This is a genomic window from Paraburkholderia strydomiana (assembly GCF_046030495.1).
GTDB lineage: Bacteria > Pseudomonadota > Gammaproteobacteria > Burkholderiales > Burkholderiaceae > Paraburkholderia > Paraburkholderia strydomiana_A.
On the sequence record NZ_JAQQCJ010000006.1, the window covers coordinates 223,171 to 235,313 of the forward strand.

14 protein-coding genes are annotated in these 12,143 nt (G+C 64.2%); 6 read left to right on the plus strand and 8 right to left on the minus strand.

Annotation, left to right across the window (positions count from 1 at the left end):
* Positions 1 to 81 precede the first annotated feature (81 nt).
* The gene (locus PQQ53_RS10920) at positions 82 to 1,374 is read left to right on the plus strand and encodes an aspartate carbamoyltransferase (RefSeq protein ID WP_408142756.1); all 1,293 of its coding nucleotides are present in this window, start codon (positions 82 to 84) and stop codon (positions 1,372 to 1,374) included.
* Between the two features lie 31 nt (positions 1,375 to 1,405).
* Here the strand turns inward: PQQ53_RS10920 and PQQ53_RS10925 are convergent, their stop codons facing one another.
* Positions 1,406 to 2,275, minus strand: a complete 870-nt coding sequence (locus tag PQQ53_RS10925) for an alpha/beta hydrolase (protein WP_408142758.1) — start codon at positions 2,273 to 2,275, stop codon at positions 1,406 to 1,408.
* A 184-nt stretch (positions 2,276 to 2,459) separates the two neighbouring features.
* On the minus strand, positions 2,460 to 3,236 hold the full coding sequence (locus tag PQQ53_RS10930; RefSeq protein WP_408324062.1) for an NAD(P)H-dependent oxidoreductase: 777 nt from the start codon (positions 3,234 to 3,236) through the stop codon (positions 2,460 to 2,462).
* Positions 3,237 to 3,325: 89 nt separating this feature from the next.
* Here PQQ53_RS10930 and PQQ53_RS10935 point away from each other — a divergent pair, with 89 nt between their 5' ends.
* Entirely contained in the window at positions 3,326 to 4,219 is an 894-nt protein-coding gene (locus tag PQQ53_RS10935; RefSeq protein WP_408324064.1) for a LysR family transcriptional regulator, read from the plus strand.
* A 6-nt stretch (positions 4,220 to 4,225) separates the two neighbouring features.
* Here the strand turns inward: PQQ53_RS10935 and PQQ53_RS10940 are convergent, their stop codons facing one another.
* Positions 4,226 to 5,098: an aldo/keto reductase family oxidoreductase gene (locus PQQ53_RS10940; protein ID WP_408324066.1), complete on the minus strand. Its 873-nt coding sequence runs from the start codon at positions 5,096 to 5,098 to the stop codon at positions 4,226 to 4,228.
* A 104-nt stretch (positions 5,099 to 5,202) separates the two neighbouring features.
* On the opposite strand from PQQ53_RS10940, the gene PQQ53_RS10945 reads away from it, so the two are divergent.
* Positions 5,203 to 6,114, plus strand: a complete 912-nt coding sequence (locus PQQ53_RS10945; RefSeq protein WP_408153150.1) for a LysR family transcriptional regulator — start codon at positions 5,203 to 5,205, stop codon at positions 6,112 to 6,114.
* A 19-nt stretch (positions 6,115 to 6,133) separates the two neighbouring features.
* On the opposite strand, the gene PQQ53_RS10950 is transcribed toward PQQ53_RS10945, so the two are convergent.
* Positions 6,134 to 6,493, minus strand: coding sequence for a response regulator (locus PQQ53_RS10950; RefSeq protein ID WP_408142766.1), 360 nt, complete (start codon positions 6,491 to 6,493; stop codon positions 6,134 to 6,136).
* Positions 6,494 to 6,762: 269 nt separating this feature from the next.
* On the opposite strand from PQQ53_RS10950, the gene PQQ53_RS10955 reads away from it, so the two are divergent.
* Complete coding sequence (locus PQQ53_RS10955; RefSeq protein WP_408324068.1) at positions 6,763 to 7,980, plus strand: sensor histidine kinase; 1,218 nt, start codon at positions 6,763 to 6,765, stop codon at positions 7,978 to 7,980.
* Positions 7,981 to 8,085: 105 nt separating this feature from the next.
* On the plus strand, positions 8,086 to 8,580 hold the full coding sequence (locus PQQ53_RS10960) for a GNAT family N-acetyltransferase (RefSeq protein WP_408153152.1): 495 nt from the start codon (positions 8,086 to 8,088) through the stop codon (positions 8,578 to 8,580).
* 33 nt (positions 8,581 to 8,613) lie between these two features.
* Here PQQ53_RS10960 and PQQ53_RS10965 read toward each other — a convergent pair whose 3' ends face one another.
* The 3 genes from PQQ53_RS10965 to PQQ53_RS10975 all read right to left on the minus strand — a co-directional run bounded on the left by PQQ53_RS10965 (position 8,614) and on the right by PQQ53_RS10975 (position 10,609).
* Positions 8,614 to 8,970 (minus strand): hypothetical protein, encoded by a 357-nt coding sequence (locus PQQ53_RS10965; RefSeq protein WP_408142771.1) that lies wholly within the window; start codon positions 8,968 to 8,970, stop codon positions 8,614 to 8,616.
* Between the two features lie 11 nt (positions 8,971 to 8,981).
* Positions 8,982 to 9,974, minus strand: a complete 993-nt coding sequence (locus PQQ53_RS10970) for a hypothetical protein (protein ID WP_408324070.1) — start codon at positions 9,972 to 9,974, stop codon at positions 8,982 to 8,984.
* Positions 9,975 to 10,237: 263 nt separating this feature from the next.
* Positions 10,238 to 10,609 (minus strand): lysozyme inhibitor LprI family protein, encoded by a 372-nt coding sequence (locus PQQ53_RS10975; protein ID WP_408324072.1) that lies wholly within the window; start codon positions 10,607 to 10,609, stop codon positions 10,238 to 10,240.
* Between the two features lie 322 nt (positions 10,610 to 10,931).
* Between PQQ53_RS10975 and PQQ53_RS10980 the strand changes: the two genes are divergently transcribed.
* A complete protein-coding gene (locus tag PQQ53_RS10980) occupies positions 10,932 to 11,318 on the plus strand; it encodes a DUF2917 domain-containing protein (RefSeq protein ID WP_408142777.1) in 387 nt (128 codons plus the stop codon).
* A 141-nt stretch (positions 11,319 to 11,459) separates the two neighbouring features.
* Here the strand turns inward: PQQ53_RS10980 and PQQ53_RS10985 are convergent, their stop codons facing one another.
* A complete protein-coding gene (locus PQQ53_RS10985) occupies positions 11,460 to 12,038 on the minus strand; it encodes a hypothetical protein (protein WP_408324074.1) in 579 nt (192 codons plus the stop codon).
* Positions 12,039 to 12,143: the final 105 nt, after the last annotated feature.

Consider the following 12,143-nt stretch of genomic DNA (forward strand, 5'->3'; position numbering starts at 1 on the left):
AGCGCTTGACTTCTCCTGCAGGCCAACTAATATACGCACCGCGTACATCCGCCACCACTCCCTTCCCCGACAGGTGCCTCCATGAGCGTCCCGCAACAAGCCTTCCTACGCGACGCGATGCGCCGCCTGAACATGACGCGCGACACGTTCGCAAGCCGCATCGGTGTTTCGCGCCGGGCGCTCGACACGTGGCTTCTGCCGGACGACTCGCAGGAATCGCGGGCCATGCCGGAGATCGTCGAGCGCTTCGTGTCGGAGATCGTGGTGCACGGCGACCCCGGCGAAAAATATACGCAGAGCGTAGATTCACAATCGCTTGCCAGCCAGATGCTGTTCGAAGGCCGGCCCCAACTGTTGTCGGTCGATCAGTTCTCGCGCGACTCGGTGGAGGCGCTGTTCCGGGTGGCAGACATCATGCAGCCCATCGCGCGGCGCCGGAAAATCTCCCGCGTCCTCGAAGGCGCGGTGCTCGGCAATCTGTTCTTCGAAGCCAGCACGCGCACCCGCGTGAGCTTCGGCGCGGCCTTCTGCCGGCTGGGCGGCTCGGTGTGCGATACCACCGGCTTCACGTTTTCGTCGATGGCCAAGGGCGAGTCGATCTACGACACGAGCCGCGTGATGAGCGGCTACGTGGACGCGCTGGTGATCCGCCATCCGGAGCAAGGCTCGGTGGCCGAATTCGCGCGCGCGACCAACGTGCCGGTGATCAACGGCGGCGACGGCCCCGGCGAGCATCCGAGCCAGGCGCTGCTCGATCTCTACACGATCCAGCGGGAGTTTTCGCGTCTGGGGAAAATCGTCGACGGCGCGCATATCGCGCTGGTCGGCGACCTGAAGTACGGGCGCACCGTGCATTCGCTGGTGAAACTGCTGGCGCTGTACCGCGGCATCAAATTCACGCTGATTTCGCCGCCGATGCTCGAAATGCCCGGCTACATCATCGAGCAGATTTCGCGCAACGGCCACGTGATCGAGCAGACTCACGACCTCGCCAACGGCTTGCGCGGCGCCGACGTGGTGTACGCGACGCGCATCCAGAAAGAGCGCTTCACCGACGAATCGTTCGAAGGCTACACGCCCGATTTCCAGATCAATCAGGCGCTGGTGGACAGCGTATGCGGCGCCGACACGCTGATCATGCACCCGCTGCCGCGCGACAGCCGGCCCGGCGCGAACGACCTGAGCGTGGATCTGAACCACGACGCGCGGCTGGCGATTTTCCGGCAGACCGACAACGGCATTCCGGTGCGGATGGCGATTTTCGCGGTGCTGCTGGGCGTCGAAAAGCTGGTTCAGCATTCGATGCGCGACGCCGCGTGGCGCCCGCCCGCGTATCTCGGCCCGGATGACGCGGTGTTTCACGGCATCGACTGAAGGCCGCGGCGCGGTATTCGAATTCGCGCGTTCAGCTCGCGGCGCTGGTGAGGTTGCCTGCCGCGGTGCCAGCCATGCGCGCGTGCCTGAACGCGCTGGCGAAGAACAGCACCTGATACTGCACCGCGTTTGACCAGTACGCCCAGGTGTGGCCGCCGGGCCGCTCGGCGTAGTCATGCGGCACGCCGAGTTCGACGAGCCGCTCGTGCAGCATGCGATTCGACTGCACCAGCGAATCGTTCACGCCGCAGTCGATCGTCAGCGCGATATGCGCGTCGTCGAAACTGCGCGCATTCTCGACGATCGCCTCGCTGTTCCAGAAGCCCGCATCGCGGGCCGGGTCGCCGAATACCTGCTCGATGCCGGGTTCGTCCTCGGAGCCGCGCGGGTCCACTGCGCCGCTGATGCTGCCTGCGGCGCCGAATTCATCCGGCCGGCCCAGCGCGATATGCAGCGCGCCGAATCCGCCCATGCTCAGGCCGGTAATCGCGCGCGCCTCTTTCGTCGCAATGGTGCGGAAGTGCGCGTCGACGTAAGCCACCACTTCCGTGCCCACGTAGGTCTCGTAACGGCTGCGCGGATTGACCGGACTGTCGATGTACCAGCTTTCATGACCGCCGTCTGGCATCACTAGAATCACGTGATAGCGGTCGGCCAGCTTGCCGATGGGCGAATTCGTAGCCCAGTCGGTGTAGTCGCCGCCGGAACCGTGCAACAGGTAGACGACGGGAAAGCGATTGGCCGTATTGCCTTGCGCATATTGATCGGGCAGCACCACCGTCGCCTCGAACGACTCGTGCATCGCCGCGCTGGGAATGGTGACGACCCGCGACTCATAAGCCCATGCGGGCGCCGTGACGAGCAGCGTCAGAATGAGCCAGAACGCACGAACTGGATTCACGGTGTCGCTCTCCCTGTCTAGGTGTCCGAAGAACACTACCCGGCATGCGGCGGCCTGCTTGCGTCGACGACTCTAGCAATAGCGACTTACAACCAAATTTCAGCGCAACCTACGATCCCTTCAGAGAGAAGCCCGCACACGCTCACGCGCAGGGAGGAGCGAACGTTCGCCCTGCCTGCCCGGCCTATTCGACATGCGCGGCGAAGCCGACCCGATCCGGCGCCAGATCGTCGCTCAGCGTCAGTTCAGGAATCGCATACGCGCCGCCGTTCTGCTGCCGGAACGGTATCGGCTGGGTGGTCCAGAGATCGTCGAGTCTTTGGCCCAATGCTTCGCGAACCTCGGCATAGTTCGCCTCGTCGATTCTGCTCGTGCGATAAACCACGAACGGCGGCAACACGTCGAAACCGGGGTAATACAGGACGCCGTGCTGGATCGGGAACAGCACGTCGTCCATCGGACCATTGATGCCGCGCGCACTGTAGTGCGACTCCCAGCCGCCCGTCGTGACCACCAGCATGGCGCGCTTGCCGGCGAACCTGCCCTCGCCATAACGCTCGCCCCAGCGCGCGTCGGAGTGCTCGCCGACGCCGTACGCAAGGCCGTATGCATAGACGCGCTCCACCCAGCCCTTGAGGATGGCCGGCATCGAGAACCACCAGAGCGGAAATTGCAGGATCACCGCGTCCGCCCACATCAGCTTCTCCTGCTCGCGGACGATGTCCTCGCTCTGCAGGCCATTCTCGAACGCATGCTTCGACTCGCGGGACGGATAGAAGCGCTCGCTGGCTTGCCGCTCGATGCTGTCGTGCGCATCGAGCGAGGCTTTCCACTGCATCGCGTACAGGTCGGAAACCTGCACGACGTGGCCCGCGTCTTCGAGCCGCTTGACTGCAAAATCCTTGAGCGACCCGTTCAACGATTTCGGTTCAGGGTGCGCGTAAACAAGCAGAACTTTCATGACCGTGCTCTCTTTCGTGATTGAATGACATCACGATAGATTCCGCTCCGATATACTGGAAATGAATTCCCAATATATCTGGTATTGCGATGGTTAATCTACGAACACTCGACCTCAACCTGCTCGTCACGCTCGATGTGCTTCTGTCGGAGCACAACGTGACGCGCGCGGCCGAACGCCTGAACTTCTCGCAGCCGTCGGTCAGCGTGCATCTGGCCAAACTGCGGGACGTGTTCGGCGATCCGCTGCTGCTGCCCGGGCCGCGCGGCATGCGGCCCACCGCGCGCGCCGAGGCCTTGCGCGAACCGCTGCGCGAGGCGCTAGAAGCGCTCGAACGCGCGGTCGCCCCGGCGAGCCCGTTCGATCCGGCGGTGGCCACCCACACGTGGCGCGTCGCCGCGAGCGATTACGCGGAGTCGACGATCATCCTGCCCGCGCTGGCCGGCATGCGCGCGGCGGCGCCGGGCACGCGCCTCGCCGTCGTCGAAGCGGCGCCGCTGCGCATCGCGAAACAGGCCGAACGCGGCGAGATCGATCTGGCCTTTCACACGAGCGAAGGCTCGCCCGAAGGATTGCGCCGGCGTGTGCTATTTGCGGAGCGCTATGTGCTGGCGGGCCGCGCGGATCATCCGCGGCTCAAGCGCCGGCCGACGCTCGCGCAGTTCTGCAAGCTCGACCATGTGATCGTGTCGCCGGTGGGCGGCGGCTTTGTCGGCGTCACCGACGAAGTGCTCGCGAAAGCGGGACTCACCCGCAAAGTGGCGCTTTCGGTGCCGCATTTCCTGTTCATGCTGTCGGTGCTGGCGAGCACCGACCTCGTCGGCATGCTGCCCGCGCGGCTCGCGCGCGACTGCGGCGCGCTGCGCATGGTCGAGCCGCCCGTCGACGTGCCGGGCTACGAGATGGCGATGCTCTGGCATGAGCGTTCGCATCGAGACCCGGCGCATCAATGGTTGCGGGAGCACATCGCGGGGTCGGTGTGACGACGCTTAGCCTTTGGCGCTGCCGATCGCATTCAGCTGGGCGAGCACGTCACCGCTCAGATTCAGGCGCGCCGCCAGGTTCTCGCGCAAATGCCCAGGCGAAGACGTACCAGGGATCAGCAGAATGTTAGGTGCCCGACGCAACAGCCACGCGAGCGCCACCTGCATCGGCGTCGCGCCGAGCGTCTGCGCGATGTCCGATAGCGCCGACGACTGGATCGGCGTAAATCCGCCAAGCGGAAAGAACGGCACGTAAGCGATGCCCTTGTCGGCGAGCTCGTCGATCAAGGCGTCGTCGTCGCGATGCACGAGGTTGTAGTGGTTCTGCACGCAGACCACCTCCGCAATGCGCCGCGCCTCGTCGATTTGCGCGGCGGTCACATTGCTCAACCCGATATGACGCACGAGCCCGCGCTGCTGAAGCTCGGCGAGCGCCGTCACCGGCTTTTCGATCGAGCCTTCGGAGGGCGCGTGCACGCTGCCCATGATGCGCATGTTGACGACTTCCAGCACGTCGAGGCCGAGGTTGCGCAGGTTGTCGTGCACGCCGCGCTCGATATCCGCGGGTTCGAACGCCGGCAACCACGCGCCGTCGTCGCCACGCGTCGCGCCCACTTTCGTGACGATCACGAGATCGTCCGGGTACGGATGCAGGGCTTCGCGAATCAGCTGGTTGGTAACGTGCGGCCCGTAAAAGTCGCTCGTATCGATGTGGTTCACACCCGAGGCCACCGCCTCGCGCAGCACCGCGAGCGCCGTGGCGCGATCTTTCGGCGGCCCGAACACGCCTGGGCCGGCAAGCTGCATCGCCCCGTACCCCATGCGCCGCACCGTGCGGCCGGCAAGCGAAAAGCTATCCGTGAAACTGACATTCGACATGACGCGCTCCTTGATGAGTGGATGAACGGCAGTATCGCCGGGATTGCGTTGTTAAATAAACAGGTCTAACGTGTACGGGTTGTTTAAAAATGTGAACAATCGCAATGGAATTGAACGACCTGGCCGCCTTCGTCTCCGTCGCCCGGGCGGGCGGCTTTCGCGACGCGGCGCGCAGCGCCGGCGTGTCCGCATCGAGTCTGAGCATCGCCGTGCGCCGCCTGGAGAGCAAACTCGAGCTGCGTCTCCTGAACCGCACCACGCGCAGCGTCGCGCCGACGGAGGCCGGGCTGCGCCTGATCGAAAAGCTGACGCCGCTGTTCGGCGAAATGGAAGCGGCGCTGGATGTCCTCAACGGCTTCAGGGACACGCCGACCGGCACGCTCAAACTGAACGTGCCGTCGAGCACGGCGCGCATCGTCCTGCCGAACGTCATCGCATCCTTCCTGAAGCAGTACCCGGATATCCGCGTCGAAGTCGTGGTCGAGGACGGCTTCGTCGACGTGCTGTCGATCGGCTGCGACGCCGGCATTCGCTATGACGAACGCCTCGAACAGGACATGATCGCGATCCCGATCGGACCACGCGTGCAGCGCTTCGCGACAGCCGCGGCCCCGGCCTATCTCGACGCACACGGACGCCCCGAGCATCCGCGCGAGTTGCTCTCGCATGCGTGCTTGCGCGGCCAATTTGCCGGCGGCGCCACACCGACCTGGTACTTCGAGCGCGACGGCGAAGTGCTGCAATTGAATCCGTCTGGACCCCTGATCGTGCGGCCAGGCGCAGCGATCGATCTTGCGGTCAGTTGCGCGGTGGCAGGCGTCGGCGTGATCCATCTGTTCGAAGACATGCTGCGTGCGCCACTCGACAGCGGCGCGCTGGAGCCCATTCTGGAGCCGTGGTGGCAGCGCTTTTCGGGGCCCTTTCTCTACTATCCCGGCGGCCGCCACATGCCGGCGCCGTTACGCGCGTTCGTCGATTTCGTGAAGGCGGGCAATGCGGGTGGTCAGACGGATTGAGCCGCGCGCGCCCGGCATCTCAACGCGTGCGCTTGCACAGTTGCGCGACCATCGCCAGAAAGCGCTCCGCGCCGACCGGCTTGCGCACGCACACGTCCCAGTTCTTCCCGTCGGCTTCGAGCGGCGGGACCGCGGTATGAACGACGATGGGCACATTGGCGAATCCCGGCAGCGCCCGCAGACGCCGGCACAATTCTGCGCCGTCCATGACCGGCATCGTCCAGTCGGTGATAACCAGGTCGGGAACGTGCGCTGCCGAGCGCGCCATCGCCTCGGCGCCGTTGCTCGCGCAACCCACCTCATAACCTTCACGTTCGAGAATCAGGCGCCACGCCGCGAGGATTTCCGGCTCGTCGTCCACCAACAGGATTGAGTGCATCAGGATCGCCGGGTTGATTGTCTTGCTCGTCTGCGGATGGCGCCGCAACAAATGTTCCGCTCATGGAGAATGCGGTGATAATGAACCGGATGACTGGCTTGAACGGCGCGTGGCAAGTCCAGGTGAGCACAGCGCCTGCTGGTCGGGTCTCTCAATCACTCCAGCGGACAGCTTGTTTCTCCAAAGTGCGGCGATGTGCCCGCAACCGATATGTCCGCAGTGATTTGAGCCTTTGCGCATTGTAGAAACTTCACCCCTGCGTTCCAGTCATGACCGACACCCGCGTGAGCCCGCTGCGCAATTTCGCCGACTTCGTCCGCTCGGAGCGACTCCGGCTCACCGAGCAATGGATGAACGCCGTGGCGAGCGACCTCGATCTCGTTGAAGCCGACAAGCTCACGTACCAGCAACTCGCCGATCATCTGCCGGAGATTCTGGAAGGACTCTGCGCGGCGCTCGATAGCGAAGATCTGGAGCGCGTCGAAACATCGATCGAACGCAACGCGAAAAAGCACGGCAACGTGCGGTGGCGCCAGGGCTACCGGATCGAGGAGCTCGTGCGCGAACTCGACCTCTTCCATCAGGTGCTCGACGAGGCGCTCGAAGCGTTCGCGCAACAGGACAGCACGTTCACGCGCCGTCATGAAAACCGCGCGCGGCGGCTGATCACCGAAGCGTTCAGCATGGTGTCGTACACGTCGATCAAGGAAGTAGTCAGCGAGCGTGACCGCAAGATCGACGAATACACCGGCCAACTCGAACGCGCGAACCACGAGTTGATACTGAAACAGCGGCTGGTGGGCGAGCTGCACGAATCGCGGATGCAGATCACGCGCAGCGTGGTGCACGACCTGCGTAATTTCCTCAATGCGTTTTCCATCGCACTGCAACTGATCGCGCGAGCGCCATCGAAGGCCGATACCGCGTTGGCGCTCGCGAACCGGCAGGCCGACGACATGAAGCTGCTCGTCGATCAGATGGTCGAGTATGCGGTCATGCTCGGCGACGGCGCGCCGCTCGTACTCGAACAGGTCGAGCCGCGCGAGCTTTACGACGAACTGGTCACGTCCACGCGTCCGTTGATCGAGGCCAAAGGGCTGACCTTGCGCGCATCGTGCGACCCGGCGTTGCACACGGTCACGTCCAATCGTCTCAAGCTGAAACAGATCGCGGTCAATCTGCTGTCCAACGCGACCAAGTACACCAAGTCGGGGCAAGTCGAACTGCAGTTCGCCATGGCCGGCACAGAGCACTGGACGATTCGTGTGTCCGATACCGGTGTGGGCATCGCGGCTTCGGACGCGGAGCGCGTGTTCGACGAATTCGAGCGCGCCGCGGGCGAGGATATTCCAGGCACGGGCCTGGGTCTCTCGATCGTCAAGGAGTTGTGCCGCATGTTGAATGGGCAGATCGATTTCGTGTCCCGCGAGGGCGTGGGGACGGCGTTCGATATCCGCTTTCCGGTGGTGCTCGAACAAACGCAATGAGGTCTAAGCGATGGCGGCATCGCACCGCACACGTTCCGTTAAACTGCTCGAACTCAAAGCGCAGCAAGCCTGCGTTACGTCGAAACAGCCCACGACAACGCGCGAATGATCCACATCCACACCGCCCGCTTCCCGGAACAGCTCGACGCCGTCCGGGCCATCTTTCGTGAGTACGCCGAGAGTCTGGGCATCGATCTCTGCTTCCAGGATTTCGATTCCGAACTGGCCGACCTGCCCGGCAAATTCGCGGCGCCCCGCGGCCGCGTGCTGCTCGCTTATCAGGAAGCGGATATCGTCGGCTGCGTCGCGGTGCGCCCGCTCGATGACACGACCTGCGAGATGAAGCGTCTGTATGTCCGTGCGTCGGGTCGCGGTTTGCAGGCCGGTAAGCAATTGGCGATACGCATTTGCGCGGTGGCAAGAGAGTCGGGCTATCGCCGCATCCGCCTCGACACGCTGCCGAGCATGCACGCGGCGCTGCGGCTTTATGCATCGCTGGGTTTTGAACCCATCCCTGCTTACGTGTTCAATCCGATCCCCGGCGCGATATTTCTGGAGTGCGATCTGACTCGCCATCCCCAGGAAGATCAGCCGGTTTAGTCGTGCCGCGCCGTGCGGCGGGCACACGGTGCTTCATTGCGGCACCGGTTCGCTACGGCCTGCCAGCAGACAGGCACTCATCGCGCCGCCGTGCTCGCTCAACCCGCGCACGACGATCTCCGACGATTTGCCGTCGCGCCGCGCCAGTTCGGCCAGGTCGAGCAACGCGGCGTATCGCGCGGAACAGTCTTGCGATGCTTCGGCCGCATCGTTCGCGTGAAGGCCGTAAGTGTCTGCGATGAACTCACTCGCAACCGCCGTCAGACCTAGCGCGACAATAAGCGCCGCGAGCAGGCCTTTGAAAGCAGCGCTCGTCGATATCGCTTCGACATGCGCGCGGTGCGCCACAGCCCGTCCTTGTTCATCGATCGCGTCACGATGGACTCGCATCGCCGCGCTCCTCACGCCCAGTGTGCCGGCACCCAGACTCGCCCGACCCAATGGCCCGGCACCCACACCGCCGGGCGCGGCGCCGGCGCGACGTACACGACGCGCGGCGCCACATACAGGGCCGGCGGCGGGGGCGGCGGTGCGTACACCACTGGCGGCGGAACATAAGCCACCGGCGGCGCCACCACGACCGGCTTGGGCGCAACGTAGACGACCGGCGGCGGAGGCGGCGGTACGTACACCACCGGCTTCGGCGCCACGACGGCCGTCGTACCGCCGGTCGCGACGACGCCGCTCGTGACCACCGTCCCGCTCGTCGTCACCGTGTTGCTGTGCGTGCCGGTCACGCTCGTCGAGGTTGTCACGACGCCCGGCGCGACACGCGTCGCCGTGCCGGCGTGATAGACGCTCCCGCCGTCCGAGCCCGTCACCGTGCCCGAGCGCGAGCAGGTCGAGCCGGCGCAATTGGTCGACGCGGAATGATCGACCGTGTTGCCGTTCGAACCGGTGATCGATCCCGACGACGAATATTGGCCCGGCGCGGTCTTCGTCACCTCGCCGGAGGTGGTGGCCGTTTTGCCGTCCGGACCCGTCAGCGTGCCGGTGTGCGAACAGCTCCCGCCGGCGCAACCGGTGTCGCCGGCATGCTGGACGGAGTTGCCGTCACGCCCGGTCGCCGTGCCCGAATTCGAGAACTGGCCCGGCGCGTTACGCGTCACGGTGCCGGTGTTGCTGGCAAAGCCGCCATAAGGGCCCGCGACGCCGCCCGCGTGCGAACAGCTGCTGCCGCCGCACGAACCGTAACGCGCGCCGTTGTAGGTGCCGCGCGATGTGTACGCCGTGCCGTGCTGCGACCACGCAAACGCCGACGCGCTGCCGAGTGCGAGGATGGTGGCGGTGGCGCCGAGCACGAGCTTGCGCAACGCACCGCGCGCGGATGAAGAGGCTACCGATGACGCAACACACGCGGCGCTGACCGGGACGACGAACGAACGATTTTTCACGGTATGTCCTTGCTGGGTTCGGGCCACTTGTGTCACTGCGGTGTGGCGACAGACGGACTATAGAAGGACCCACCGGGTAAATCAGCAACGCAGATATGTCGCGTTGTTTCACCGCGAGGGAAGCCCGTTGGGCGAGGGTTTGCGGGCGTTTTGCGGGCGTCGTGACATATCTCGACATAGATTGTTGCGGGCGGGCGCGACGCCCGGAACGTGGCGTGCGCCCTCGTCGCGCACGCATCTGAATATCGGCGCGAAATGCGAACTCAGAACGGCCCGCGACTCGCCAGGTGCGCGTACTCGTCCTTCAGCGTGTCGATGCGTCGACGATATGCCGCGAGCAGACACGCGTGATCACGGCCACATGCCTGCCTCGACTTCAGCCATGCCTGTTGTTCGTCCTGCATGTTGCCGCGCGTGCCCATCGCGACGAGTCCGGTCAGCATCTGATAGCGAACCGACATCTCGACATCCAGCTCGCTCAGTTGCCGGGAAGCACAAATCGTCTTCTCGTCGGGCAAACGCGCCCGATTGCAGTCGAAGCTCGCGGCGCAAACGGAACCGGCAGCGAACGCGGCCATCATGATCAGCGCACATTGCAGACGTCGTTTGATGCGGCGGTTATGGTTTCTCGTCATCGTCGTTCGGGAGTGGATGCGATGGAATGAATCTGCCAGCATGGACGCTCGCGTGTCAATCCGCGTGATGCGTGCATAAAGCAGCACATTTTGATTGACAAGCCCTGCGGCAAAACGGCACACTCGATTCCATGCTGACGCACCTCTCCATCGCCATTGCGATTAATCACCCGATGCGAGCCATCACTGGCTGGCCATTGGGAGCATGTGTGCGCTAGTAGTCTGAATCTGCAAACAAGACCCCCAAGGCCCCGCCGGTAACGGAAGGGGCCTTTTGTTTTGTGGGCGCCTCCGTCAGCCGGCACGATGACGGAGAACAAAGATGGATCAGGCAAGCCCGCAGTGCATGGACGATGACTCGAGTCTGGTGTCGTATCGGCATCGGCCCGACGAGTGTCTGCCGAAAGTCGTAGTGCATTTTTCCGTGTTGCCCGGCGCGACGCTGACCTGGCGCGTCGACGCCAACAGCACGCTCACGGTGCAAGGCGCGCGTGTCTGGCTCACGCGTGTCAGTTCACCTTACGATCACTGGCTCGCGCCCGGCGAAGAACTCCGCCTGCAACGCGGCGAGCGTGTATGGCTCAGCACGGACGGCGACGCTGCCGCACGCGTGTCGTTGAGCAGCTTGCTGCCCGCCAGACGCGGGGTGATCGGGCGCTGCCTGGGAAGGCTCGCGTGGTTGAGCATCGGCACGCCTACACCGCGTTAGCGAAGCCATTCGATGCATAGCGTAGCGCTCGCGTGATGGCTGAAACATGCATATGCGTCAGAAGAAATGCGGTGGCACCCCTGCTGTCAGGGGGGTGCGTTTCGACGGTATGGGTAGTTCATCGCGCCGTGTGCATCACACTCACTGCGCCACCGGCGTGATCTGCACCGCCGCGGCCGACACGAATACCGCGTGAATCGTGTCGCCCGCCTTCACGTCTTTCAGATCGACGCCGGGACCGGCTTCGAGCGTCTGCGTCCGATATGCGCCACGCAAGGTGACGAGCCGCTTCTTCCGGTCGATCTTCTCCACGGTGGCGACCACTTCGGTCTGACGCGCCGATTCGAAACCGCCGGAGGCCGGCGTGTACGTCTGCTTGTCGACGCGCTTGCGAATCCCCTTCTCCGCACCGACGACCTTCTCGGCCTTCACGAGCAACGCGTTTTTATAGAGCACGTCTACCCGATCGCCCACCTTCAGTTGATCGAACGTGCTGACCTGTTGGCCTACCAGCACGGGCACTTCATTGCCGCCAGGCCCCTTCAGCGTGAGCGAGCGGCTGCCCGCATCGATGCCGACGATTTCCGCCTTCATGTGCACCGGCTCCACTGCGCCGATCACGCCTTGCGCAGCGCTCGCCATGTCGTCTTGCGCCCACGCCGGTTGCGCCGCGGCGAACGCCGCGACCATCAATGCTGCGCCAATCGTCATTGCCTTCATCTGCGCGCTCCTTGTGACAGTGTTCGGTCCGGCTCGGCGGTAGTCCGAATTAGAGGACATACGCGTTCGACGCCAGTCATAACCACCTCTTCAGGACAACCGCTT

Coding starts and splice junctions, on each gene's coding strand:
- PQQ53_RS10940 (WP_408324066.1), bottom strand. CDS start 5,098: ATGTCGAATGTCAGTTTCACGGATAGCTTTTCGCTTGCCGGCCGCACG.
- PQQ53_RS10950 (WP_408142766.1), bottom strand. CDS start 6,493: ATGCACTCAATCCTGTTGGTGGACGACGAGCCGGAAATCCTCGCGGCG.
- PQQ53_RS10955 (WP_408324068.1), top strand. CDS start 6,763: ATGACCGACACCCGCGTGAGCCCGCTGCGCAATTTCGCCGACTTCGTC.
- PQQ53_RS10985 (WP_408324074.1), bottom strand. CDS start 12,038: ATGAAGGCAATGACGATTGGCGCAGCATTGATGGTCGCGGCGTTCGCC.
- PQQ53_RS10945 (WP_408153150.1), top strand. CDS start 5,203: ATGGAATTGAACGACCTGGCCGCCTTCGTCTCCGTCGCCCGGGCGGGC.
- PQQ53_RS10980 (WP_408142777.1), top strand. CDS start 10,932: ATGGATCAGGCAAGCCCGCAGTGCATGGACGATGACTCGAGTCTGGTG.
- PQQ53_RS10960 (WP_408153152.1), top strand. CDS start 8,086: ATGATCCACATCCACACCGCCCGCTTCCCGGAACAGCTCGACGCCGTC.
- PQQ53_RS10935 (WP_408324064.1), top strand. CDS start 3,326: ATGGTTAATCTACGAACACTCGACCTCAACCTGCTCGTCACGCTCGAT.
- PQQ53_RS10965 (WP_408142771.1), bottom strand. CDS start 8,970: ATGCGAGTCCATCGTGACGCGATCGATGAACAAGGACGGGCTGTGGCG.
- PQQ53_RS10920 (WP_408142756.1), top strand. CDS start 82: ATGAGCGTCCCGCAACAAGCCTTCCTACGCGACGCGATGCGCCGCCTG.
- PQQ53_RS10930 (WP_408324062.1), bottom strand. CDS start 3,236: ATGAAAGTTCTGCTTGTTTACGCGCACCCTGAACCGAAATCGTTGAAC.
- PQQ53_RS10975 (WP_408324072.1), bottom strand. CDS start 10,609: ATGACGAGAAACCATAACCGCCGCATCAAACGACGTCTGCAATGTGCG.